The 24,362-nt window shown below is 44.5% G+C and carries 22 protein-coding genes; 7 read left to right on the top strand and 15 right to left on the bottom strand.

Annotated features, from left to right (window positions below; genetic code table 11):
- Positions 1 to 15: 15 nt before the first annotated feature.
- The 3 genes from HUG15_RS04550 to betB all read right to left on the bottom strand — a co-directional run bounded on the left by HUG15_RS04550 (position 16) and on the right by betB (position 3,802).
- Positions 16 to 372 (bottom strand): hypothetical protein, encoded by a 357-nt coding sequence (locus tag HUG15_RS04550; RefSeq protein ID WP_200127409.1) that lies wholly within the window; start codon positions 370 to 372, stop codon positions 16 to 18.
- Positions 373 to 612: 240 nt separating this feature from the next.
- Positions 613 to 2,316 (bottom strand): choline dehydrogenase, encoded by a 1,704-nt coding sequence (gene betA, locus HUG15_RS04545; protein WP_200127407.1) that lies wholly within the window; start codon positions 2,314 to 2,316, stop codon positions 613 to 615.
- Positions 2,317 to 2,332: 16 nt separating this feature from the next.
- Positions 2,333 to 3,802 carry a betaine-aldehyde dehydrogenase gene (gene betB / locus HUG15_RS04540; RefSeq protein ID WP_200127405.1) on the bottom strand — a complete coding sequence of 490 codons (1,470 nt, stop codon included), beginning with the start codon at positions 3,800 to 3,802 and terminating at the stop codon, positions 2,333 to 2,335.
- Positions 3,803 to 4,037: 235 nt separating this feature from the next.
- Here betB and HUG15_RS04535 point away from each other — a divergent pair, with 235 nt between their 5' ends.
- The gene (locus HUG15_RS04535; protein ID WP_200127403.1) at positions 4,038 to 5,873 is read left to right on the top strand and encodes a carbohydrate-binding protein; all 1,836 of its coding nucleotides are present in this window, start codon (positions 4,038 to 4,040) and stop codon (positions 5,871 to 5,873) included.
- Between the two features lie 59 nt (positions 5,874 to 5,932).
- On the opposite strand, the gene HUG15_RS04530 is transcribed toward HUG15_RS04535, so the two are convergent.
- The 5 genes from HUG15_RS04530 to HUG15_RS04510 form a co-directional block, all read right to left on the bottom strand.
- Positions 5,933 to 6,979, bottom strand: coding sequence for an ABC transporter ATP-binding protein (locus HUG15_RS04530; RefSeq protein ID WP_200127401.1), 1,047 nt, complete (start codon positions 6,977 to 6,979; stop codon positions 5,933 to 5,935).
- A 21-nt stretch (positions 6,980 to 7,000) separates the two neighbouring features.
- The gene (locus tag HUG15_RS04525; RefSeq protein WP_246516491.1) at positions 7,001 to 8,650 is read right to left on the bottom strand and encodes an ABC transporter permease; all 1,650 of its coding nucleotides are present in this window, start codon (positions 8,648 to 8,650) and stop codon (positions 7,001 to 7,003) included.
- Between the two features lie 10 nt (positions 8,651 to 8,660).
- Complete coding sequence (locus HUG15_RS04520; RefSeq protein WP_246516490.1) at positions 8,661 to 9,638, bottom strand: extracellular solute-binding protein; 978 nt, start codon at positions 9,636 to 9,638, stop codon at positions 8,661 to 8,663.
- 59 nt (positions 9,639 to 9,697) lie between these two features.
- Positions 9,698 to 10,405, bottom strand: a complete 708-nt coding sequence (locus HUG15_RS04515; RefSeq protein WP_211202345.1) for an HAD family hydrolase — start codon at positions 10,403 to 10,405, stop codon at positions 9,698 to 9,700.
- A 217-nt stretch (positions 10,406 to 10,622) separates the two neighbouring features.
- On the bottom strand, positions 10,623 to 11,174 hold the full coding sequence (locus HUG15_RS04510) for a GbsR/MarR family transcriptional regulator (RefSeq protein WP_200127397.1): 552 nt from the start codon (positions 11,172 to 11,174) through the stop codon (positions 10,623 to 10,625).
- A gap of 360 nt (positions 11,175 to 11,534) precedes the next feature.
- On the opposite strand from HUG15_RS04510, the gene HUG15_RS04505 reads away from it, so the two are divergent.
- Both HUG15_RS04505 and HUG15_RS04500 read left to right on the top strand, forming a co-directional pair.
- Positions 11,535 to 12,290 carry a glycine betaine ABC transporter substrate-binding protein gene (locus HUG15_RS04505; protein ID WP_246516489.1) on the top strand — a complete coding sequence of 252 codons (756 nt, stop codon included), beginning with the start codon at positions 11,535 to 11,537 and terminating at the stop codon, positions 12,288 to 12,290.
- A gap of 443 nt (positions 12,291 to 12,733) precedes the next feature.
- The gene (locus tag HUG15_RS04500) at positions 12,734 to 13,636 is read left to right on the top strand and encodes a glycine betaine ABC transporter substrate-binding protein (RefSeq protein ID WP_200127395.1); all 903 of its coding nucleotides are present in this window, start codon (positions 12,734 to 12,736) and stop codon (positions 13,634 to 13,636) included.
- Between the two features lie 42 nt (positions 13,637 to 13,678).
- Here HUG15_RS04500 and HUG15_RS04495 read toward each other — a convergent pair whose 3' ends face one another.
- The gene (locus HUG15_RS04495) at positions 13,679 to 14,155 is read right to left on the bottom strand and encodes a small multi-drug export protein (protein ID WP_200127393.1); all 477 of its coding nucleotides are present in this window, start codon (positions 14,153 to 14,155) and stop codon (positions 13,679 to 13,681) included.
- Between the two features lie 82 nt (positions 14,156 to 14,237).
- Here HUG15_RS04495 and HUG15_RS04490 point away from each other — a divergent pair, with 82 nt between their 5' ends.
- Both HUG15_RS04490 and HUG15_RS04485 read left to right on the top strand, forming a co-directional pair.
- A complete protein-coding gene (locus HUG15_RS04490) occupies positions 14,238 to 14,831 on the top strand; it encodes a TetR/AcrR family transcriptional regulator (protein ID WP_200127391.1) in 594 nt (197 codons plus the stop codon).
- 71 nt (positions 14,832 to 14,902) lie between these two features.
- A complete protein-coding gene (locus tag HUG15_RS04485; protein WP_200128832.1) occupies positions 14,903 to 15,502 on the top strand; it encodes a short chain dehydrogenase in 600 nt (199 codons plus the stop codon).
- 44 nt (positions 15,503 to 15,546) lie between these two features.
- Here HUG15_RS04485 and HUG15_RS04480 read toward each other — a convergent pair whose 3' ends face one another.
- Complete coding sequence (locus HUG15_RS04480; protein WP_246516488.1) at positions 15,547 to 16,446, bottom strand: R2-like ligand-binding oxidase; 900 nt, start codon at positions 16,444 to 16,446, stop codon at positions 15,547 to 15,549.
- A 127-nt stretch (positions 16,447 to 16,573) separates the two neighbouring features.
- Between HUG15_RS04480 and HUG15_RS04475 the strand changes: the two genes are divergently transcribed.
- A complete protein-coding gene (locus tag HUG15_RS04475; protein WP_200127387.1) occupies positions 16,574 to 16,936 on the top strand; it encodes a DUF488 domain-containing protein in 363 nt (120 codons plus the stop codon).
- Between the two features lie 1,273 nt (positions 16,937 to 18,209).
- On the opposite strand, the gene HUG15_RS04465 is transcribed toward HUG15_RS04475, so the two are convergent.
- The 5 genes from HUG15_RS04465 to HUG15_RS04445 all read right to left on the bottom strand — a co-directional run bounded on the left by HUG15_RS04465 (position 18,210) and on the right by HUG15_RS04445 (position 22,874).
- Positions 18,210 to 18,884 (bottom strand): Fic family protein, encoded by a 675-nt coding sequence (locus HUG15_RS04465; protein WP_200127384.1) that lies wholly within the window; start codon positions 18,882 to 18,884, stop codon positions 18,210 to 18,212.
- 74 nt (positions 18,885 to 18,958) lie between these two features.
- On the bottom strand, positions 18,959 to 19,777 hold the full coding sequence (locus tag HUG15_RS04460; RefSeq protein ID WP_200127377.1) for an ABC transporter permease: 819 nt from the start codon (positions 19,775 to 19,777) through the stop codon (positions 18,959 to 18,961).
- A gap of 17 nt (positions 19,778 to 19,794) precedes the next feature.
- Positions 19,795 to 20,712: an ATP-binding cassette domain-containing protein gene (locus HUG15_RS04455; protein ID WP_425504028.1), complete on the bottom strand. Its 918-nt coding sequence runs from the start codon at positions 20,710 to 20,712 to the stop codon at positions 19,795 to 19,797.
- Positions 20,713 to 20,771: 59 nt separating this feature from the next.
- Positions 20,772 to 21,830, bottom strand: coding sequence for a C45 family autoproteolytic acyltransferase/hydrolase (locus HUG15_RS04450; protein WP_200127373.1), 1,059 nt, complete (start codon positions 21,828 to 21,830; stop codon positions 20,772 to 20,774).
- Positions 21,831 to 22,004: 174 nt separating this feature from the next.
- Positions 22,005 to 22,874, bottom strand: coding sequence for an AraC family transcriptional regulator (locus HUG15_RS04445; protein WP_200127371.1), 870 nt, complete (start codon positions 22,872 to 22,874; stop codon positions 22,005 to 22,007).
- Positions 22,875 to 23,014: 140 nt separating this feature from the next.
- Between HUG15_RS04445 and HUG15_RS04440 the strand changes: the two genes are divergently transcribed.
- Positions 23,015 to 24,355 (top strand): MATE family efflux transporter, encoded by a 1,341-nt coding sequence (locus HUG15_RS04440; RefSeq protein ID WP_200127369.1) that lies wholly within the window; start codon positions 23,015 to 23,017, stop codon positions 24,353 to 24,355.
- Positions 24,356 to 24,362: the final 7 nt, after the last annotated feature.

Below are 24,362 nucleotides of genomic sequence, written 5' to 3'. Positions count from 1 at the left end.
CACGGAGGTTGATTTTTATTCATCTTCCACTTCAAAGTTGATCGGCAAACCATCCAGTGCCTGATTCCATTCAGCGACTTCCTCTGAAGAACGATCCGACAGAGCCACAGTTAACCCCGCACCGTTTTCGCTTAGGCTGAAATCATTCAATTGGAGTTCACCTATGTCGGCACTCCAGATGACTTCTCCGTCTTCAGCATTCTCGGCAGCTTCCTGCAAATCAAATGCAGCTGTGTTTTCCTCAGCGCTGGCGCTTTGCTCGCTATCAACGTCTGCTTCACTGCCAACGATAAAGGTATAGAGCAATCCAACGCTCACGATAACGGCTATGACCGCAAAAATGGCGATCATGAATTTTGCTGCTTTATTCATCAGTGGTACATCCCCTTTAACATTAAGCAAAAGTTATACATTTCTTTTATCGACAGATTTTGGCTTGATCGTTAAAATTCCTCTACATCACCATTCATTTCCTAAACGTCGAGTTTTAAAACATCAATGTTCACACAAATCTCTGTTGTATTTTATCACAAAAACGAGAATTTGAGGGGCAAAGAAAAAAGACCCAGTGAAAACTGGATCCTTCATCTAGCGAAATACATAACGGTTTCGTTATGAACGCACCACCTTATTTTTTTCTACGGTGCCCGCGTCTTTCGAATGTACGCCGTGACGATAATAGTCCTTATATTCAGGTTCCAATGGCTTTTGTCCGCGGATGATGTCGGCTGCTTTTTCTGCCAACATCAAAACCGGTGCATGGATATTTCCATTCGTCGTATACGGCATAACGGATGCATCAACGACCCTCAGGTTTTCCAGGCCATGGACCTTCATGGTCAGCGGGTCTACAACCGCCATCGGATCTGAATCAGATCCCATTCTTGCACTGCAGGATGGATGGAGCGCTGTTTCAGCGTCATTCCTTACCCACTCCAGAATTTCCTCATCCGTTTGGACAGATGACCCGGGGGAAATTTCACCTGAATTGTAGGGCGCTAACGCCGGCTGGGAAAGAATGTTCCGTGCAGTACGAATTGCTTCAACCCACTCACGCTTGTCCTCTTCGGTAGATAAATAGTTAAATACGATACTCGGATGCTGATAAGGGTCGCGAGAACGTATTTTAAGGCTTCCCCGAGAGTTGGAGTACATCGGTCCAACGTGTACTTGGAATCCATGCTTCGTATCCGCTTTTTCTCCATCATATCGAACCGCTAGCGGAAGGAAATGAAACATCAGATTCGGATAATCAACATCTTCATTCGAGCGAACGAAACCTCCACCCTCAAAATGATTGGTTGCTGCGGGACCAGTACGCGCGAGCAGCCATTGCAAGCCAATCCAAGGCATTTTTGCTTTATTTAAACTAGGCATTTCAGAAACAGGCTCCGGCGAAGCGTGTTGAACATATGCTTCGAGATGATCTTCAAAGTTTTCACCTACACCCGGCAAATCAACGAGTGGTTCAATGCCAAGGGAGCGTAAGTGTTCAGCGTCGCCTATCCCGGACAATTGAAGTAGCTGCGGAGTGTTGAATGCACCACCTGCAAGGATTACTTCGCCTGCGTTAACATGAAATTGTTTCTTATTTCTTTGCCACGTCACACCATTAGCTCGAGTGGCGTCAAAATTAATATTGGTAACGACAGCAAGCGTCTCCACTGTAAGGTTTTCGCGTTTCATTACAGGGCGCAAATATGCATTCGAAGCAGACACGCGCCGCCCGTTATGCACGTGACTGTCGAATGGACCAAACCCTTCTTGGCGAAAACCATTGACATCAGGTGTTCTCGAGTAACCGGCCTCTACAGCTGCATCAAAAAAAGCCTGAAATAAAGGGTTCTTTGCAGGACCCCGTTTCAATTTAATCGGACCATGACGTCCGCGGTACTCATCAGATGAACTTGCTCCAAAGGTTGCTTCCAGCCGTTTGAAATACGGTAGACAATGGGCAAAATCCCACGTTTCCATACCCGGGTCAGCGCCCCACTTTTCATAGTCCATTGGGTTTCCGCGTTGGTAAATCATTCCATTTATTGAACTCGACCCTCCGAGTACTCTCCCCCGGGCATGCGAGACTTTCCGTCCATTCATATAAGGCTCAGGATCTGTATAGTACTTCCAGTCATATAAAGGATTACCGGACGGGTACATTAAAGCTGCCGGCATTTGAATAAACAAATCCCATGGATAGTCACTGCGTCCCGCTTCCAGAACGAGTACACTTTTCGATTTATCTTCGCTTAGACGGTTAGCGAGAACACAACCCGCGCTGCCACCACCAACGATGACATAATCATACGTTTGACTCATCTCTAAAAACCCCCTCTTATTTAAACCATCCCAAAGGTTCCGGTTTGATGTTTCGATAGACGTGCTTCGTCTCCGTATATTCCTCCAGGCCGGGACGTCCCAGTTCACGGCCGATGCCCGATTGCTTGTAACCGCCCCAAGGCGCCTGGGCAAAATAAGGGTGGAAATCATTGATCCAAACGGTGCCCATACGAAGTTGGGTAACAACGTTTTCCGCCTTTGCAATGTCTGCCGTGAAGACCGCGCCTGCGAGTCCATAGATCGTGTCATTCGCCTTCGCCACTGCCTCTTCTGTTGTTTCAAATGTTTCTACCGTCAGCACCGGGCCAAAGACTTCTTCCTGCACGATGCGCATATCCGCTGTACAATTGGTGAAAATCGTCGGCAGATAAAAGAACCCTTGGTGCAGTTCTTCGGCTTCCGGTCGTTTTCCTCCAAGGGCAAGTTTTGCGCCCTCCTCTTGGCCGATAGCAACATATTTTTCTACCTTCTCGCGGTGCTCGGCAGAAATGAGCGGCCCGGATTGCGTATCTTCGGAGAAGCCATTGCCGAGTTTAATATGCTTCGCCCGGTTGACCAGGGCATCGACGAATGCGTCATGAATGGAGCTTTCAACGAGCACGCGCGCACCGGCCGAACACACTTGTCCCGCGTGGAAGAAAGCCGCGTTTAATGATTGATCGACTGCCACATCAAAATCCGCGTCCGCGAAGATGATGTTGGGGTTTTTGCCGCCCAGTTCCAGGGCAAGCTTTTTCACATTGCTGCTTGCCGCCTGCATGATTTTTTTCCCGGTCTGCATGCCGCCTGTGAAAGAAATCAAATCAACGTCCGTGCTTTCGGATAGGTGCGCACCTACCGTATTGCCCGGTCCAAGGACAAGGTTTGCCACGCCTGTAGGGACGCCGGCTTGTTCAAAAAGCTCAAACACTTTCACGGTCGTTAGCGGTGTGATCTCGCTCGGTTTCATCACGAGCGTATTTCCCGCGGCAAGCGCAGGCGCCAATTTCCACGCTGCTTGCAATAACGGGTAATTCCACGGGGTGATCTGGCCACACACACCAACCGGCTCACGGACGACTTTACTCTCGGAGTCAGGAATTGGGCTATCAATCACTTCACCGCCCTCTTTATCAGCAAGGCCGGCAAAATAAATGAAAACATTGGCGATATCATCCATATCATCTAGGCTCTCACTCACGGTTTTCCCGGTATCGAGCGTTTCGAGCTCAGCAAGTTCTTGACGAGACGAACGAATCAACCGACCGATCTCATGAACGATCGCTCCACGTTCACTCGCCGGTGTTGTCGCCCATGCCCCGTTGTCAAATGCACGGCGTGCAGCGGCAACGGCTTTTTTTGCATCTTTTTCGCCACCTTCCGCTACTGTCGCGATCACTTCCTGATTAAAGGGGTTGATGATATCACGTGTTTCATCGTCGACAGCATCCACCCATTGACCGTCGATATACATTTGTAAGCGCAAGGGATCACGCTCCTTATTGTGGTATAGTCATTTGTTTAACTTTTATTAAACGTTTCGAACAATTCAAAGTTACCATAAAGTGATGAAACTGTCAATGACATTGGATATAAAAATCATTAAAAAATATTATACTAATTTTATTAAACTTATGGTATGTTTAATATGGTTAAATAATTTTAAATAAAAGTGAGGTGAACTCAAAAACTATTTAAAAAACAAACAGGAGGAATTATACGTGAAAAGATTTATGCAGGTAATCTTGGCAGCTCTTTTCGTGATTGTCCCATTTAATCAAATGGCCAATGCAGAGGAAGCCAACTGCGAGACTGATGAGTGGTCGGAAGAAAGCACATATACAGAAGGAGACCGCGTTTTACATGACGGGGAAATATATGAAGCCAAGTGGTGGACACAAGGCGAAAACCCGAATGATTCCGGTGAATGGGATGTATGGAAAGTGGCCTCCGAATGTACAAACGATGGGGAGGAAAGCCTGCCCGTTTGGTCAGAACAAGACACATACGAAGACGGAGATCGCGTTCAACATGAGGGGACTATTTATGAAGCCAAGTGGTGGACACAAGGCGAAAACCCAGATGATTCCGGTGAATGGGACGTATGGGAAAAAATAGATCAACATGAATTACGCGTGATGTCCTTTAACATTTGGCTTGGCGGCGATCAGGTTTCTTTTGATGAAACGGTTCGTGCTGTCGAAGAAGCAGATGCAGATATTGTCGGCGTCCAAGAAGAAGGAGGAAACTTGGATCGGTTAGCGGACGAACTTGGTTACTACGCAGATCACAACCAAGAAATCATTAGCCGTTATCCGATCATCGATGTAGGCCATCCTGATTACGTTTATGTTGAGGTTGAGCCTGAGGAAGTAGTGGCAGTAAGCAATGTCCATTTATTGCACGATCCTTACGGCCCTTATGACATAAGAGACGGATTCACCGTTGAACAAGTCATCGGAAATGAACGACACCATATGATGGAAATGAGATCCCGTTTTCACTCATTAACAGAATTGCAAAAAGATGATGTTCCTGTATTTCTAACAGGTGACTTTAATGTCCCTTCCCATCTGGATTGGACCGAGGAAACAAAAGAAGAAAATTTCAATACAGTGGTCGAATGGCCAGTTTCTATGCATTTAGACGACCTGGGTTTCCGGGATTCCTATCGTGAAATTAATGAAAGCCCCTTAGAATTTCCGAGTTATACGTGGACACCGGGAGATCCGCCGGGAGATATTAATGATGATGAAGTCCATGATCGTATTGACTTTATCTATGCTGCCGGTACTTCCATCACAGAGAATAGCGAAGTGGTAGCCGAAGTCGGGCCTTATTCCGATATTGAATTGGAGAATTGGCCTTCCGACCATCGCGCTGTAGTCTCAACCTTTACTTCCACTTCAGTGCCTGCTCCCGAAGAGGAAGTAGCTCTGTCACAAATGGAGTATGAGGTCGGAGAAACCATTGATGTGAATTTTTATGTAGACGATCAACCTTCGGAAAAAGATCAAGTCGCCGCCATCTATCCGAAAGACGGTGACCGAGAAGAGAATCCTCTTCTCTGGAACTATACCGGTTCCAATAATCAAGAACCTGGAGAGCCCAAACAGGAAGGTACAATCTCTTTTGACGAGGATTCTGTTTCTTCCAGTGAATGGCCACTTCCTGCCGGAGAATATGAAGCTGTATTTCTGGCTGATGGCGATGATGAAAGAGCAACCTCTTCCTTTGAAGTATTGAAGTCCAGTGAATCAGCAACCTTAAATGTGGAACCTGAGCAAAAACATGGTGAACCAATTCAAGTAGAATGGGAAGATGCTACCGGTTTTCCATATGATTGGGTGGGGATTTACCCGATTGACGAATCACCTGATGATATAAGCTCCTTACAATGGCAGTATCTAGGAGGCGAACGTCAAGGCTCACTATTCCTGGATGGCAGCTGGGGAGATACGGATGTTCTTGATCCGGGAGAATACCGTATTTATATGTTTGAAAATGAAGGTCATGACATCCTTACATCTACTGAAATTACAGTCGTTGATGAATAATAAAGAGAGCCGCCCTAATAGGTGCGGCTCTCTTTATTCGCCCTGTCTTTTGTTTTGTTTCACGCTGAAATTAAATGTAATTGTTTGGGAATATCTAGGTGAATCGTTTGCCCTTTTGTATATAGATCCTTTCCGAAAACATTATAATCGTCGGCAAGAAGAACGGTATCGCCCACTTTCACTTCGTAACGTATGGAGTTCCCATGGTAGACCCTATTCAAGACGACTCCTTCAATGGAGCCATTTGGATGAATATCGATCATTTCCGGACGGATTAAAACTAATCCATTTTTGGCATCCATATTTTCAACGGCAAATTGTAAGTCCTTCGCGACAAAATAGGAATCATTGTTTTCTTGCTTCACTTGGCCCGATAATAAATTGGCATGACCGACAAAGTTTGCAACGAATTCATTGGACGGACGCTGATAGATGACTTCCGGCTTATCCAATTGTTGCAAGTTGCCTTCATTCAGTACCATCACCCGATCTGAAATACTTAACGCTTCTTCCTGATCATGTGTCACAAAGATAATGGTTAAATCTAATTCTTCCTTAAGCCGGCGTATTTCATCCCGCATGATCATACGTAAATTTGCATCCAAATTAGACAAGGGTTCATCCAACAGCAATACCTTTGGTTTTAAAACGAGACAACGGGCGATCGCTACACGTTGTTGCTGCCCCCCGCTTAACTCGCTTGGTTTGCGCGCTTCGTACCCTTCCAATTGCACTTGGGCCAAAGCATCCTGCACTTTGTTTTTCTTCGTTTCCTTTGTTTCTTTTCGCACATCCAAACCGTAAGCCACATTTTCAAAAATCGTCATATGGGGAAACAATGCATAATTTTGGAATACCATACCGGTTTCCCGTTTTTCAGGTGGAAGATCATTAATCCGTGTTCCATTCAAGTAAATATCCCCGGATGTGGGACTATAAAAACCGGCGATGGTTCGTAGCAATGTCGTTTTCCCACAACCGCTCGGACCGATAAACGTCACCAATTCCCCTTTATTCACATCAATCGAAATGTCCTGAACAGCTCGCACATCATCAAAAGCTTTGTTTACATGATTTAAGCTGATTATTGAATCTTGCTGTGCCACTCGCGATTACCTCCCTCTTTTTCAAATCCCTGAGTTGCTTCGTCGTTCTAACCATTTAAGAATTGCCATACACACGAGTACAATGGCAATCATTATGACGGACATGGCCGAAGCTCTGCCAAGAGCTGCTTGATTCGCCAAATTTAGAATGTAAGCAGAAGCCAAGTTTGTTCCCGGTGAAATGAGGAAAATGACAGAGCTAACCGAAACCATCGCGGTCATAAACGTATACACAAAACCGGACATAAAAGCCGGACTCAATAATGGCATAACAATTTTACGAATGGTACGTGTTGGTTTTGCACCCAAGTCCGCTGATGCTTCCTCCATTGAGGGATCGATTTGCTGCAATTTACTAATCCCTGATTCCAAACCAACCCCAATTTTCCGAAACGCCATATTTAGCACAAGCAAAAGCACTGTACCTGTTAGGAAAAATGGTGGTCCATTAAAGATCAACACATAACCGATCCCCATAACGGTACCTGGCACTGCCAAACCGAATAAAGCCACAAATTCCAGGAATTTCTTAGCAGGGATATTTTTTCGAACGGTCAAATACCCTTGTAAAAGACCTAATCCAGCAGCTAACAACGCTGCAAAAAGTGAAACGATCACACTCGTATAAATGAAGCCCCATCCACTTTGATCCGAAAAATGATCCAACGTAAATGTATTATCTACTCCAATTATTTGCACAAAGGCTCCCAAGACTACCATGATGAACATAATGACAATAAAAAATGTCATCAACGTACTAATGCCAAACGTAATGCCTTGCAAACCTTTATTAAGTGAAGCATTTTGATTGCCCGCTGAACCGCTGATCGATGTGGTATCGGTGTCTTTTATAAAATAGGTCTGGAACAAGAAAACGATTAAACTGGGCACGATTAAGAATACACCGAGAACCGCAGCCATCTCCATGTTTTGCTGCCCGGTCACCAATAAGTATGCATCTGAGGCCAGAAAAGAGGTTTCGCCTCCTATAATAAGCGGATTGGAAAAGTCGGCAAGCGCCATAACAAACACAATCAATGATGCTTTTAAAATGCTTGTACTGGCCAAGGGAAGAGATACTTTAAAAAGCGTGCGCGTCTGACTCGCTCCTAAATCCCTTGATGCATGTTCCAAACTTGGATTCATGGAACGCAAAGAGGTTTCAATCATCATATAGGCAACCGGAAAGAAACCGAGCACCTGCGCAACGACTACTCCCCAAAATCCATAAATGCTAAATTCCACACCAAACATATCGTTAAGATAATTGGTTACAACTCCCCGCCTACCGAATAAAATAATTAATGATAATGAAAAGATAAAAGGAGGTGCCACAAGAGGCAGTAAAGATAGCCCTCTATACGCTTTTGATAGTGTACTTTTCGTTCGCGTCACATATAAAGCAAAGGGTACGCTGATGGAAATAACAATACTGGTTGTAACAATACCCACCCCAACGCTATTTAACAAAGCCTGAAAGTATGAGGAGTGTTGAAAGAATTGTTGATAATACTCCATCGTAAATCCCTCGGCACCGACACCAAAGCTTCGCAGCAAGACCGCCGAAAGAGGCAGCAATATGAAGAAAATCAGCAGGGCAGCCACAATAATGGCTGCCACTGCAAATCCCGGTTCAGAGAAAAAACGTTTCCATGTAGATTTAAATCGCACGATTATCCTCCTAGCTATTAAAACGACTGTCCCATTCATCTTGAATATCTTGGCGATTTTCCGCTGCCCAAAGCGCGTCATAATCAATTATATTCGGTTCTTCATCTCCGGCAGTCCCTTCAATGTCTGGTTTTGTAACCATAGAGCGGTGCTCTGCAGCAGATTCCATCCCTGCCTCTGAACCGACATAATCTATGATTTCCTGGACATTTTCATCATCTTCATAGCCATCGTAAATAAAGATGACATCCAAGTCATAGCCTACGCCTTCATCTGGGACGACTCCTTCAATTGGGTATCCTTCTTCGACAAATTCAGTTACAGCTTGATCCCAGGTAATGCCCACTGCGTATTCTCCTTGAGCAGCCAATTGTCCCGGGACGTCAGCTGATTCCACATATTGGCCTACATTTTCATCCAATTGTTCAAAGTACTCCCATGCTTCTTCTTCACCCAACATTTGAATAATAGTGGATACGAATAGAAAGCCTGTTCCTGAAACACTGGGATCCGGCATGACAATTTCTCCTTCATATTGAGGGTCAATGAGGTCTTCCCAAGAAGATGGAGTGTCCAAGCCTAATTCATCCACGATATCTGTATTTACGGCCAACTCATTGTACCAATAAGACCAGCCATACCATTGTCCATCCGGGTCCTTAAATTCATCAGGGACATCTTCCCATTCAGGCGATTGATAAGAACCTAGCATGTCTTCTTCTTGAGCAAGAAGAGCTAAGCTATGCAACTGTCCCCAGTGTACCTCTGCTCCAACATCCGGGAATTCCGATTCAGCCCGGCTAAATCCTTCTTCGCTGGATAAATTAAGAAAATCGGCATTTATACCGGTTTCTTCTTCCATATCCGATACCATGGGTTGCATTTCATCTTCTACGTTATGTGTATAGATCGAGACACTGTCATCATCGCCGCATGCAGTTAATGCAAAAACGGCCCCTAGTAACACACCAGGTAATTTAAGTTTCATGGATTCAATCGCTCCTTTTCAGTTAAAAATAACCATTTTTTGACCATTTTCCAAATGAATCATGTATGGATCGATAATTCACCATAGTCATGAATAATATGGTCAGCATCGGTCAAGTGCGAAGCATTTGGATCGTCATGGGCAACGATTCCGATATTAACCTTTGCATTTAAATTGTCACCCAAATTCATATCGCCGTTTGTATCCCCAATGACAGCGACATGCGCCGGATCAACCATTAGTTTTTGACATGCCTTATGCCCAATGTCAGGAAAAGGTTTAGGCCGGTCAATTTGGTCAGATCCTATGATACTATGAAAAAAATGATGGATATTCAATAAATGTAAGTGTTCCTCGGCAATATCCGTATCGTCGGATGTAACGACCGCCATCTGCACATCATTTTGAGACGCTTTTTCCAAAAAAGATATCAATCCTTGAAGCGGTTGCAAATATCGATTCCAATCAATCGTTGCATTGACATCCTCCATACTGTTCCGCACCGTTTGAACTGCTTCATTCCACGGGAGTTTCTGCCGATATAGGTGTAAAGCAACAATAATGGCACTATCCTGCATTGTTCCTATTGCCAAGGGACCTCTAGGTAAAATAAGATGCTGTTCAATATCCACCCCTAGATCCTTTGCTACTTCCCCATCACTAAACATAACCCCTGGTTGCTTATTTTTAATCTTTACCAAAAGCTGATGAAACCAAGAACTCCATAGCAAGTGTAGATCAAGAAGGGTCCCATCTTTATCAAACAAAATACCCCGTATATTATATTGGTGGCCATTTACTTGCAATTCAGCCAGAACTTCATCACCTCACTCCAATAATTAATTTACAATATTTTAATCGTTTAAATTTCATTAAACGATAACTATTATTGTATTATATCAGGTTGTCGAAAGAAGTCAAATTTAGTACCGTTTAAAGATGAGGAATTAAAAAACCAGCGCCTAGACGCTGATTTTTTTCTCATTATTTATTTTCATCCAATATCATCCGAAATAACTCACCGGATTCTGTTTTAGCGACGAGCAGGTCCAGGAAATCATAGTAAGGCAGAGAACCTGTAATTTTTTCAAGTTTTCGTTTGGCATCTTCCCTGATATCCTCGGGCGTATCCGGATCGTCAATCAATGCTTCATATCGTGGCTGAGCCTGACGGACGCCCTGCATGTTCACACTTACTTCCCTTTGCCAACGACGCGAAAAAACACTTGTGAAGAATTTAAAGTAATCCTGTTCTGCCTGATACAAATCCTTCCGTTCTCCTTTTCTGAAAACACGATGAATGAGCTTATCATCCATCAACCTGCGTACGCCCAGACTCATACTTCCTTTGCTCATGCCCAATTCATGCCGCAAATCATCAAGCGTCATCGGCTCGCCATGCAAATACAATATAGCATAAATCCGCCCAACGGAACGCGTGTAGCCGTATATATCCATGGTATCGGCAATGCTATCCTCGATGGATCGATTACCCTCTTCCAACTCGGCTTTTTTTTCCTTTCGTATATCATCCATTACATCACCTCGTTAAAGTCAACGACAGAAATTCGAATCATTTAAAATTGATTTAATCTAAATTATACCGACACCCAATGAAAAATTCAATCGCAAGAGTGCCGAAAACTTCGAATATCCGTTGACATAGCGTCTATTTGTGTTATAGTTAGCTTATTGTTGTTTAATTAATATTAAATATTCTATATTATTTCAATAGGAGGTTTTACAATCATTCATTTTTTAAAAAAAGGAAAGTGGTTTTTACCTCTTTCACTTTGTGCGTTGGTTCTTGCTGCATGCGGAGATAATAATTCAGGAGAAGCGCCCGACGATGAGTCAAGTGACGCAGAAAATGATAAAGGAGAAATCGAACTAGTCTTGGTAGCCTGGGAATCCGAAATCGCTTCCTCCAATGTAATTGGCAATGTATTAGAAGAAGCAGGCTATGATGTTCAATTAACGACGTTAGAAATGAGCCCGATGTGGCAAAGTGTTGCCCAGGGAGATGCGGATGCCTTTGTCGCCGCTTGGCTGCCTTCAGATATGCAACATGAATACGAGGAATATGGCGATGACATGGTCGAATTGGGACCCAATTTGGAAGGCAACAGAATCGGTTTGGCCGTACCTGAATATATGGATGTGACAAGCATCGAAGAAGTGACTCCCGACAATTTTGATCAAATCGTAGGGATTGATGGTGGCGCAGGCATTATGAATGCAACCGAAGACGCCATTGAAGCATATGATCTCGACATTAATCTGATGACATCGAGCGATGCCGCGATGACAGCCGAATTGGGGGCAGCTATTGAAAATGAAGAACCGATTGTAGTCACGGGTTGGCAGCCGCACTGGAAATTTAACACGTATGACATACGCTTTCTCGATGATCCGTTAGACGTCTACGATGAAGAAGAAGAAATCCGGACAATGGTACGGGAAGGGCTTGAAGAAGATGAACCGGAAGCTTATCAAATTCTCGATAACTTCTATTGGGAAACCGACGATATGAACGAAGTCATGCTCAACATCGAAGAAAATGATATGGAACCGGCGGATGCTGCCCAAGCATGGATCGATGACAATCGAGACACAGTTGATGAATGGTTGGATACCGGCAGCGAAGAATAGATTATTAATACGGAAACAACCCGATCATTCGGGCTGTTTCCGTTTTTTCCACCATTCACGATAAATTCACGAATGGGGAAACTAATTCTTCTGCCACGACAGATAACATGGCCAGTAATACTGCAAGCGTAAATCACCCACATATTGGTCCAAATTAGCACTTGGCTTTTTGATTCTCCAAAGTCATTATTATCACAGTTCTTTTGATTTTCGGATTAATTCCGGCGGGGATACGGTCCTTCTTTTTCGAAGTTTATTATAAAGGGTGTTAAAATGTTATCTGCCAAGGTGCCATACACATTAATCCTTCACGCCTTTTATGGCGTCGTCTGGAAACTCCTTTTTGTCAAAAAACCCCGTTGACATCCCCCTACATTATGTTATAGTCATCATGTATTTAATTTGTATTAAACATTCATCATAAATTAACTAGGAGGCATATCATGCATTTATTAAAACAGGGCAAGTGGGTTTTGGCCCTTTCGCTTAGCACATTTAGTCTTGCCTCATGTGGAGATGCTGATTCCGATGAAGCGTCCGACGACGAGTCAAACGAAACCGGAGGTGAAAACGGAGAAATCGAACTCACCTACGTTGCCTGGGAATCCGAAGTGGCTTCAAACAATGTTATTGCGCTTGTTTTGGAAGAGGCAGGTTATGATGTGAATTTAAATCAAGTCGAGCAGGCTATCATGTGGCAAAGTGTCGCCCAAGGGGATGCGGATGGCTTTGTCGCCGGTTGGTTGCCTTCGGATATGGCGACTGATTATGAACGTTATGGAGATGAAATGGTCGATCTAGGCCCAAATTTAGAAGGGAACCGTACCGGACTGGCCGTTCCTGATTATATGGATGTAACGAGTATTGAGGAAGTAACTTCCAACAACTTTGATGAAATCACCGGAATTGACCCTGGTGCAGGGGTCGTGGATTCAACCGAGCAAGCCGTAGAAGCGTATGATTTAGACATTTCTCTGCAAACGTCAAGTGATGCCGCCATGACTGCAGCATTAGGGAGCGCGATTGAAAATGAAGAACCGATTGTAGTAACGGCATGGGAACCACACTGGAAATTTAACACATATGACATTCGTTTCCTCGAGGATCCTGAAGGCATTTATGAAGAAGAGGAAGAAATCCGCACGATGGTCCGGGAAGGGCTGGAAGAGGATGAACCGGAAGCCTATCAGATTCTCGACAACTTCTATTGGGAAACCGACGATATGAACGAGGTCATGCTCGACATCGCCGAAAATGAAATGGAGCCGCGAGATGCGGCACAAGCGTGGATTGATGATAATCGGGACATGGTTGATGAATGGTTGGATGCCGACAGCGAAGAATAAGTCACTCCCACGGAAAACAGCTCGCCCCAACGAGTTGTTTTTTTATGTTAAATTCACGAATGAGGAAACCAATTCTTCTGCCATGACAGACAATATTGCCAATATTACTGCAAGAAAGCCGACCCCCAGATTTGTCCAAATAAACACTTGGCTTCTTGATCCCCCCAGCGTCGTCATTGTCGTAGCACCGATTTGGCTGCTAAACAAAATAGATGATAAAAAACAGACTCCGATTACACCGAAACGATCGAATGTTCTTTTGATTTTCGGATTAATTCCGGAGGGGGTACGATCCTTCATTCGAAGTTTATTGTATATGGTGTTAAAAAGTTTTTTTATTTCAGCTCCAAAAAATATAAAGATAAGGACACTCACCGCATTACCAAAAACAGCAACGATTAAAACCGTTATCGTCGAAAAGTTGAAAGCTATAATTCCCGTTGGCACCGTTAACGTTACCTCAAGGAAAGGGATCATGCTTACAAAAAAAACAAAAAGATACTGGAGAAATACGTCCATATAAGTCCCCCTTCTTTTTATAAGTCATTTGACTTAAATAAATTTTAATATACATGTTATAATAAATCAAGGGAGATATTTTATGCCTAAAAAAATCGATCATGCTGAAAGAAAAAATGAAATTGTAGAAGCAACGTTTCGCATCATTTATTATTTCGGTTTCGAAAAAACGACTTTGCGAGAAATTGCCAAAGAAGCAAACTTATCCTTAGGTTCTGTTCAACATTTTTTCCCTAAACAAAAAGACATCTATTTGTTCGCCATGGATGTGATCCATGAAAAATTTCAGGAACGAATGCAAAAAGTAGTTGAAGTGGGTAAGGGGACATTTGAAGATGCCGTTCGCATGATCAAACAGATTGTTCAAGTTACTACGGAAGAAGAAAGAATTGAGAATGATATATGGGTTAAATTTTCCATGATGGCAACGATGAATGTTGATTATCAGGAACAAAAGGATAAATTCCGCGAAGTAAATTTTAATTTTGCCGAGGATATCATACGCATGCTTTATAAAAATAAATCCCTTGAAAAAAGCCTAAATATAAAAGAACAAGCAAATTCGTTACTTATATTCATTCATGGTTTAGTATTTGAATCTGTCATTTATGCGGACCTATATAACGATCAAGTGGTTGAAGAAGAAATCAGGGAGTATTTACGAAGACGTCACTAAAATTTTAAAACAAAGCGGGTTTCAACCGATCCATTTTCGGTTATAGTTAGCGGGAAGAGAGGATGATAATGATGAAAATACTATTAGTTGGTGCAAGTGGAACGATCGGAAGCAACGTGCATGATTCGCTCAGCAAAAATCACGAAATAACACGCGCAGGCAGGAACGGCGCGGATGTTCAGGTAGATATTATGGATGAAGCCAGTATTCGCAACATGTATGAACAAACAGGCAGCGTGGATGCCGTCATTAACGCATCCGGAAGTGCCGGCTTTGCACCACTTCCGGAACTGACGCCCGAGAAAAACGAAACAGCCATCAACAGTAAACTAAAGGGCCAAATCAATCTTGTTTTGCTTGGTCTTCCGTATATGAACGACGGCGGCAGTTTTACTTTAACATCCGGCATTATGATGGATGACCCTATCCCCCAAGGTTCTTCTGCGGCCATGGCCAATGGCGCTATTCGTTCATTTGTAAAGTCCGCAGCGATTGAGATGCCCCGGGGCATTCGCATTAACAGTGTAAGCCCGAATTTATTGCAAGAATCCGCTGAAAGAATCGGCCATCTATTTGCTGGCTTTGAGCCCGTGCCTGGCGGCAAGGTGGCACGCGCGTATCAAAAAAGCGTCGAGGGCATGCAAACGGGAGAAAGTTACGAGGTATATTAATCAGCATAAAGGGCGCCCCTAATTGAAGGCGCCCCTTTTTTTCCTTAGTGAACGGCATCCGCTTCTTCCATCCCTACTTCATCTGCTCCCTGTTTATAGATCTCTTCAAGTCTTTTGTCACGAGATCTGCCCAAAATTTGCATGCGTGTGGACAATTGCTTTTGCGTGAAGTTCATCGTATTTTGTTTTGCTTCATCGGTGTTCCCTTCCGAACCTTCCTGATTGATCCGAATCGCGAGTGGTGTTAATTCCTCCATTTTCTTCATGACCAAGTCATAAATGTGTGGATGTTCGCTAATGATACGTTGCAACAAAAATGTTCCGTAAGCAATATGACGGGATTCATCTCTTTTTAAATTGCCGACCCCTTCCAATAATGCAGGCATCGCATCAATGTTCTGCAACGATTGATAAAAACCATAATAGCCGGTTTCTGCCAACACACCTTCCACAAACATGTTATAAACCGTTGCCGCTTCCGCTACCGCCTCCGGCGATTGATCGTGGACGAGGCGTTCCATTGCCGTAGGCAGGATTTCATTGAAAATTTTATGGTAGGTATCCGAATGGTACTCTGTCAAATCTCGCTTTACCCCAAGCTCATTTAGTACTATTCTGAAAAATTCAGTGTGCTTGGCCTCTTCAAATAAAAACGTCGTTAAAAACATTTCTTCTTCAAGGCGCCCTTCATTGGAAATGGTCATGATTAATGGAAGCAAATCCCTCGTTACCGCTTCTTCCCCTGCTTGAAATTGGGAAATTAACCGTAGTATCCCTTCCTTTTGCTGCTCGCTAAATGTTTCCCAATCTTTCTTATCCTGTGTAAAATCCAAATCAGACGGATTCCAAACCCCAAAACGTTTTGCCTTTTGGAAAAGCTTTAATGGTAGCGAATCCTCCCGAAGACCGGCGGCACTCGTCGTTTGAAACGGTTTCTGAGTCATCGATATCCTCCTCGTTTCATGTTTGTAAGGGCTTACATTTTTATTTTTACAGATCCCGTGTTGATTGTAAATCCCGACAAATGTAGGGTATTCTACAAGAAACAAAAAATAAGAAGGGGGTGACAATATGCCAATTGCGATAAAACGCATCTACCAAGCGGCGGAAAAATCAGACGGATACCGCATCCTCATTGATCGCGTCTGGCCGCGCGGTCTATCGAAGGGACAAGCCCTCATCGATGAATGGGTAAAGGAAGCAGGACCATCAAAAGAATTACGGCAATGGTTCGGGCACGACCCGGAAAAATTCCAGGCGTTTAAAGAAGACTACAAAGAGGAACTGCAGGAAAATGAGAAACAGCACGAAGCGTTGGAGCGGTTAAAATCCCTTGCCAACATCCACGAGAAAGACATGACTCTTATCTTCGCGGCAAAAGAAGAAACATATAATCATGCCCGGGTGCTAAAAGAAATATTGGACAGGCAGTAGCTCACCCTAATGAACAAGTTCAGATAGAATTCGGGAAACTAGCGCAAGGTGGCTTAATTAACTAATCACAGAGACAGTTGGAAAGAAGCTAGGGCGCCAACGCTTCTGGCTCCCTAACGGACAATTTACCGCGTCATGGCGACCGAAAAAGCGGTCGGTTCTCGTGCTCGGGCGCCATAGCCGTTTTATGACGACCGTAATGGCCTGAATCGAAAGCGTTCGGGCGTCATAGCCGCTTCATGATGACCGAAAAGGCTTGTATCGAAAGAATTCGGGCATCATGGCTGCCTCATGGCGACCGAACGAGCGATTGGCTTTCGTTTTCGGTCACCATGAACCGTTTCATGGAGACCGGGGAATCCTACTTCTTAGAAAAAAATGGCTTCCGCCAAGTCCTTATAGCGGAAGCCTTAGTTTTACTTATACTTAGCATTTGATGCCTTAACTCGGGCTGTGGAAGTTAAATCCAATCGATCACTAACCCCAGTTTGAAGCCCTAATCCGGTCTTCCGGTCGTCGGTGTGATCGCTTATTTCCGACAGGCTGTACTAGTGCTACGTTTTAAAATGAATGATACACTTTCCTGTGATACACGGCCTCTGGCTAATCATGCCAAGGTTTTTTGTTCCTCTCAGAGTAGCCCGAACTCTGTTTGAGGGATTACTGTCCTTCTTTTGTTCCTCTCAGAGCAGCCCGAACTCTGTTTGAGGGATTACTGTCCTTCTTTTGTTCCTCTCAGAGTAGCCCGACCTCCGTTTGAGGGATTACTGTCCTTCTTTTGTTCCTCTCAGAGCAGCTCGAACTCTGATTGAGGGATTACTGTCCTTCTTTTGTTCCTCTCAGAGCTGCCCGAACTCTGTTTGAGGGATTACTGTCCTTCTTTTGTTCCTCTCAGAGTAGCCGACCTCCGTTTGAGGGATTACTGTCCTTCTTTTGTTCCTCTCAGAGTAGCCCGACCTCCGTTTGAGGGATTACTGTCCTTCTTTTGTTCCTCTCAGAGTAGCCCGACCTCCGTTTGAGGGATTACTGTCCTTCTTTTGTTCCTCTCAGAGCAGCTCGACCTCCGTTTGAGGGATTACTTTGCTTCTCTTGTTCCTCTCAGAGCGACTCGACCTCCGTTTGAGGGATTACTTTGCTTCTCTTGTTCCTCTCAGAGCGACTCGACCTCCGTTTGAGGGATTACTTTGCTTCTCTTGTTCCTCTCAGAGCGACTCGACCTCCGTTTGAGGGATTACTTGTAATTCCGAGCAGCTGTCTGATGCATAGGAACGATTCATTCTTTGTTTGCAAACTTTTTCTGTTTGTCTTTTTCTATAGTAATTTTTTCAGAAAACAAAGAGGCCAGTCCCTCTTCATCCTGATTCGCCAATAAAAAAATATACCGTTCCTTATCTGATTTCTCAATGACTATCGGAGGAAGATCGTACTTCAACAAAAGAAAAATAATAAACATTCGCCCCACGCGTCCATTTCCATCTGCAAATGGATGGATGCGCTCAAATTGCAGATGGGAAGAAGCCGCTATATCGATGATCTCTTGAGCTGAAGAAGCATTATTTTCCCGATAGACAATATTATCATGCCATTGTCTCATCGCCAGATAAACTTGAGAAGGCGGTGTTGGTTGAAAGTCTGCGCCGAGAATAGCATTTTCAGCTTTTTTAAATGAACCTCTTTCGTGATGTAGGCGATCCAATAGTTTTGCGTGCAGCTCACAAACAATGGAAACGTAATCTTCCGTTTGCTTCACATGATCAAGCAGAATCTCAAACGCCTTTCTGTGGTTCAATATTTCAAAAACTTCTCTTAATGATTTTTTTGCAGGTACGGTATCATACAAAAGAATGGATACAGATTCAGGCAAAGATATCGTATTGTTTTCTATGGCTGAGGAATGATGGGCCATCCTCACAAGCAAATCATTATAATAGTCTTCGGATAGATGCATAAGATCACCATCTTCTGTTTTTTATACGTCTATTATAGCATGATGAGAAGGGCTAGAAAGATGACCCTATCCCATCAATTCTTACGCCTGAACGTAAGTGTCGCTAAAAAGATTAATAAGGCGGTGAACCCGAGTAAAAAGATCACTTCTCCGGCGGTGGTCACCGGCTGCCCGAAAAATGTGAGGTTCAAGCCCATTTCTTCCCGCACCATCGCACTCAAATTCTCCACATCAATCATAATATGTTTCATTAAATCCACACCGTAGGTGACCGGGTTCAACGTAACGAGAAAATCCACCCACGCCGGCATGTTATTCAATGGAAACAAGGCACCGGACATAAAAATCATCGGCATGACCAAAATATTGACGACAAGTTGAAACCCTTGCATCGAGTTCAAGAGGCTTGCGACCAACAACCCAAGGGAAGCAAATGCGCAAGCGATCATAAACATGACCGGCAACAACTGTAGAAAAGACACAATATCGATGCGCATGCCGAGAAATGGCATGAGCACCAACATCATAACCCCTTGCACAAAGGCAACCGAGGCGGACCCAAACATTTTCCCGATCGCGACATTGACTCTGGAAACCGGCGACACGAGAATCTCGCGCATATACCCGAAATCACGGTCCTGAATCACCGAAAGCGAGGAAAAAATAGAGGTCATGAGGAGGGTCATCGATACGATGCCGGGAAAAATAAATTCGACGTAATTAAAATCTTCCGCGCCGGTTCCAGCTGTAACTAATGACTCCATGGCACCGCCCATGCCAACCCCAAAAACGATCAAAAATAAAATCGGCATCGAAAAGGAGCCGATCATACGTGGACGGTCTCGAAAAAACTTAATCATATCTCTTTGCCAAATGGCGATAATGCCTTCCACGAACAATTCCCTCCTGGTTAATCTCGGATTTCCCGCCCTGTGAAGGAGAGAAAAACATCATTTAATGTTGGTTTGCGAATATCCAAGCCCGTGAGCGGGGTTTGCAACGTTTTAATGAACTCAGAAACGAAAGCATCGCTGTTTTCAACTTTGCAGTGGATGACGCCATCTTTTAGCGTTAAATCAATCACTTCAAACGCAGCATCGATCTCTTCCATCGCGGTTTCATTATCCGTCGTCGTAATTTCAATAATATCTCCGCCGAGCTGTTGTTTAAGACTTTTCGGCGTATCGATGGCGATAATGTCTCCGTGATCCATAATCGCGATTCGGTCGCTGATTTCCGCTTCGTCCAAGTAATGCGTCGTTAAAAACATCGTAATGTTTTCTTTTTCCTTCAGCTTTAATATGTATTCCCATACATGCGCCCGTGTTTGCGGGTCCAATCCAACGGTCGGCTCATCGAGAAATAGCACTTTCGGATAATGGAGCAATCCGCGGGCGATTTCCAGCCGTCGCTGCATACCGCCGGAAAATTTCTCGACGAGCAGATTGAGGCTATCGGTAAGATCCACGATTTCCAAAACCTCACGAATACGCGCTTTTCGCTTTGAGCGGGGTACGCCATAAAATTTGCAATGAAGCTTTAAATTTTCTTTGGCGGTTAACTTTTCATCTAATGTATTTTGCTGAAAAATAATGCCGATGCTCTCCCGCACACGGTTTTGATCCTTCACCACATCATAACCGTTTATAGTCACAGATCCGCCCGTCGGCTGCAGCATCGTCGATAAAATGTTAATCGTCGTGCTTTTGCCCGCTCCGTTAGGGCCCAGGAACCCGAAGATCTCTCCTTCCTTCACATGAAAATTGCTATCATTAACGGCTTGAAAAGACTTATAGGATTTTTTTAAGTTTTGCACGTCGATCAACATTGGCACCTCTTTCTTCTTCCATGCCTATTTTATAACAAATGAACAGATTGTCCACTCATTTACTTTTTCCTAAACCAATCGGCCCCTTCGTCCATATGCAAAAATGGCAAATCCGTGTCTACCTCTCCGGTGAGTCGATCCGGAGTTACGTCTTCACCTTCCAGCCAGCTTGCAAAATCAAAGACTGCCGGTTCGCGGTCACCGCCCAAAGTGATCCAAATTTTTCTCTCCTTTGGAAAATAGACAGACGTATGGATCGTTCCCGCCCAGCTTTTATAACGTTCGGAAAAAATGGGCTGGTTCGTATCATTCAATAACCGGAAAGCATCGCGGGCATTGAGATTGGCATTATTTAGCGTGTCCAGCCGCTGTTTGGAATCATCAAGATGAAAGCGATTTTCCCCCGTTTGGATGTCGAAATGATTCGTGCACGCCGTTGCCTGCCTCGCATTCACACCCCGAGGTGAGGCTTCAACGACCATCATCTCTCCCTTCGGATCATAAACGAGATAACTGAACGAATGGCGGTGAGGAATTTCTTTTGCCATCTCTACCGCTTCTGTTACGTCCGCGCAAGATTCCAAAAGCAAACGCCCGATCATGCTGCAAATAAACCCAGCACCCGGCTTTTTTCGGTTCGTCAGGTTATAAGCCATGACGAGTCCTTTTTCATTGATACCATCCATCCGCCCGGTGATCCGCTGGCTCGGACCGGCGATTGCATACCCTTGATCCGTAGGTTGGAAAAAAAGAAAACGGCCGTCGTAGGTCTTAGGGTGATAATCGTAATTACGGATGAGATAACTCTTTCCGGCGAGCACCGAACAACCCGAAGGCGAACTATTCACCCGATAACCGCCATACTCCTGCAGCACACGCTCCAGCGGCCATTCCAATGCATCTTGCAGACCGAGCAATTCATCCCATACCCCCGGGGCAAATGCACGAATCGCTTCTTTTGCTTCTCCGATATTTATGTTAAACCTAGGCGTACGAACCTTCCATTGGTTTTCCCGATTTTTGACGGATAAAGAATTTTTCAGCTTCTCCCCTTGGTCGTATCCGAACGTATAGTGGTTACCGCGAAATTGGAGGATATCGCTATATATTTGTTTCATCTCTTTCCCCTTCCTTCTAAAGTAAGGATAATGGAATGGTACACGAAAATAAAGCCATTAGAAAAGAGGACAGCTTACAACCCTGTTGCAGCTGCCATCTTCTGGGGAACATTTTTATCAGACAAAATTTCCATTTTAAAAAAAAGAGAGAACCCTGAAAACAAGGTCTTCTCCTTATTTTTTCGCCACCGGAATCCATATTTCACTTTTTACTGTGCTCCCTTCCTCCGCGTCCTCCTCGTTCCAGAGGATTTCCGGGCCATCCGTGAGTTCATAGTCTGATGAAGGAAACCATTCCGAAAAAATGCGTCCCCATACATCCTGAAGGGCATCCGGGAATGGCCCCTCAACGGTAAACACCGCCCACGTAAGTGCAGGAATATCGAGCCGCTCCAGGTTTTCAGGGGCTTGTTTCGTGGTAGCTGCCGCCAAATAATAATCCAATTGCCCTTTTTTCGATCGATCTTCCGTGAAATTAGCGGATACACTTAGCAGCCCCGTAGGGTCCTGGTCGGAGAGTGATCCTATTTGGTTAAAGGTTCTATCACTTATACTCCGCGTAAACTCGGCAATTTCCGGGTTTACACCTTGATAGATCAGGTTCACTTTTTTCTTCTTCCCCACGACATGAAAAGCCGCTTTTTCTTCAATCCGATAATTCATTTCCGTACCTCCCTTAACAGATAATTGAAAGGTCATCCGCGGGAATGCTTTTAAAGAAGTGCCTTTTCGCCTCGCCTCCGTTGGTGTAACCCCATGTTGGCTTTGAAACGCCCTGGCAAAAGAATCAGGCGAATGATAGCCATACTTCATCGCGATATTAATGATTTTTGTGTCCTCATTCTCCAACTCAAAAGCAGCCAACGTCAATCGTCTGCGGCGGATATATTCGGACAACGTAACTCCGGCGAGAAAAGAAAACATCCGTTGAAAATGATACCGGGAACAGCAAGCGACTCTCGCTGCTTCATCGAAATCAACCGTCTCCGTCAAGTGATTTTCAATATAGTTGACTGCTTCGTTCATCATTTTCAAAGCATCCATGTGAATGACCTCCCCTATGTGAAGGTTACCGATTAATGGCGCTTTTTGCCCGACATTTCATGCACAAGTTTGTCGGTTCTGCCTTCACTCGTTCCTTATGATAAAATAAATATTTAGCAAAAGCTGAAAGGATACCGCGTATGAGCAATCAACAGGATTTTACCCAAGGAAAAATACTTAAACCGCTGATTGTGTTCTCCGGACCAATCATGCTTACGAATCTTTTGCAAACATCCTTTCAGTTTACCGATAGTCTGTGGGTAGGGAATTTGCTTGGCGAAACCGCGTTAGGCGCGGTGGCGGTTTCCAGTACGATCATTTTCACGATGCTGTCGTTTGTGATCGGATTAAATAACGCGTCATTGACGATTCTTTCCCAACAAAAAGGGCAAGAAAACGAAAAAGGGCTCACCCGTTACCTTAACGCTTTTGTCGTTGTGCTCTCGATTTTATCATTATCGCTCGGGCTTACGGGCTCTTTTTTTGCCGAGGAACTTTTACGATTGCTTGGCACGCCGGAAAGCATGATGGCACCCGCCACTGCCTATTTGCAGATTAATTTTCTCGGGATGATCTTTCTTTTCGGATACAACTTTATCGCGACGACGTTACGGGCAATGGGCGACAGCAAAACCCCGATACGGTTTGTCATTATTGCCGTCCTGTTAAACATCGTGTTGGATCCGCTCTTCATTACCGGATTTAATATGGGGGTTGAAGGCGCGGCTTACGCGACAATCCTTTCACAAGGGAGCGCGTTTCTATATGGGTTGTTTTTTGTGCTGCGTCGGGGGCTTGCACCTTTTACCATTCCCTCTTTGCCTAAAAAAACAGAAGTCGGTTTAATTTTGAACCTTGGCATTCCTTCGGGGCTGCAGATGGCCGTCATCTCCGCAGGTGTGGCTGCGATTATGAGTGTAGTTACGACATTCGGAGAAGATGTCGTCGCCGGTTTTAGCGCTGCGCAACGGTTGGATAGCTTGATCATGCTTCCGGCAATGGCGCTCGGAACAGCGGTGAACAGCATGGCCGGGCAAAACATCGGCGTTGGATATTGGTCGCGTGTAACCGCGATCACAAAATATGCAGTAATGTATAATTTTGCCGTAATGATCGGGATCGGCTTGATTATTGTCATCTTCGCCGAGTACGGCATCCAAATGTTCATCCAGGACGAGGAAGCTGTGGCGTTTGGCACGAGATATTTGCAAATCGTCGCGCTATGTTATCCGTTTCTCGGCATTAATTTTGTTTTGAACGGGATCGTGCGTGCATCGGGCGCGATGTATCAAGTGCTCGTGTTGAATATCATCTCTTTTTGGGTATTGCGTTATCCCCTGACGAATTTGTTCTCAAGTTTATTCGGGGATATAGGCATCGCGTTTGGCATGGGCGTAAGCTTTATGCTGGGCAGTTTGGCTGCTTACCTGTATTATCGGTTCGGAAAATGGCGCGAGAAAGAATTGTTTCGAGAAGAGTGACCGGCGG

It is taken from the genome of Salicibibacter cibarius (assembly GCF_016495725.1).
Taxonomy (GTDB): Bacteria; Bacillota; Bacilli; order Bacillales; family Marinococcaceae; genus Salicibibacter; species Salicibibacter cibarius.
The sequence above is the reverse complement of the archived record's forward strand: the minus strand, read 5'-3'. Positions and strand labels throughout refer to the sequence as shown.

What these genes read in the sequence shown, in the direction of transcription:
- HUG15_RS04475 (WP_200127387.1), top strand. Translation starts at nt 16,574, where the DNA reads ATGCCAATTGCGATAAAACGCATCTACCAAGCGGCGGAAAAATCAGAC.
- betA (WP_200127407.1), bottom strand. Translation starts at nt 2,316, where the DNA reads ATGAGTCAAACGTATGATTATGTCATCGTTGGTGGTGGCAGCGCGGGT.
- HUG15_RS04480 (WP_246516488.1), bottom strand. Translation starts at nt 16,446, where the DNA reads ATGACTCAGAAACCGTTTCAAACGACGAGTGCCGCCGGTCTTCGGGAG.
- HUG15_RS04510 (WP_200127397.1), bottom strand. Translation starts at nt 11,174, where the DNA reads ATGGATGATATACGAAAGGAAAAAAAAGCCGAGTTGGAAGAGGGTAAT.
- HUG15_RS04500 (WP_200127395.1), top strand. Translation starts at nt 12,734, where the DNA reads ATGCATTTATTAAAACAGGGCAAGTGGGTTTTGGCCCTTTCGCTTAGC.
- HUG15_RS04495 (WP_200127393.1), bottom strand. Translation starts at nt 14,155, where the DNA reads ATGGACGTATTTCTCCAGTATCTTTTTGTTTTTTTTGTAAGCATGATC.
- HUG15_RS04450 (WP_200127373.1), bottom strand. Translation starts at nt 21,830, where the DNA reads ATGAAACAAATATATAGCGATATCCTCCAATTTCGCGGTAACCACTAT.
- HUG15_RS04440 (WP_200127369.1), top strand. Translation starts at nt 23,015, where the DNA reads ATGAGCAATCAACAGGATTTTACCCAAGGAAAAATACTTAAACCGCTG.
- HUG15_RS04465 (WP_200127384.1), bottom strand. Translation starts at nt 18,884, where the DNA reads ATGCATCTATCCGAAGACTATTATAATGATTTGCTTGTGAGGATGGCC.
- HUG15_RS04455 (WP_425504028.1), bottom strand. Translation starts at nt 20,712, where the DNA reads ATGTTGATCGACGTGCAAAACTTAAAAAAATCCTATAAGTCTTTTCAA.
- HUG15_RS04520 (WP_246516490.1), bottom strand. Translation starts at nt 9,638, where the DNA reads ATGAAACTTAAATTACCTGGTGTGTTACTAGGGGCCGTTTTTGCATTA.
- HUG15_RS04485 (WP_200128832.1), top strand. Translation starts at nt 14,903, where the DNA reads ATGAAAATACTATTAGTTGGTGCAAGTGGAACGATCGGAAGCAACGTG.
- HUG15_RS04445 (WP_200127371.1), bottom strand. Translation starts at nt 22,874, where the DNA reads ATGGATGCTTTGAAAATGATGAACGAAGCAGTCAACTATATTGAAAAT.
- HUG15_RS04490 (WP_200127391.1), top strand. Translation starts at nt 14,238, where the DNA reads ATGCCTAAAAAAATCGATCATGCTGAAAGAAAAAATGAAATTGTAGAA.
- HUG15_RS04550 (WP_200127409.1), bottom strand. Translation starts at nt 372, where the DNA reads ATGAATAAAGCAGCAAAATTCATGATCGCCATTTTTGCGGTCATAGCC.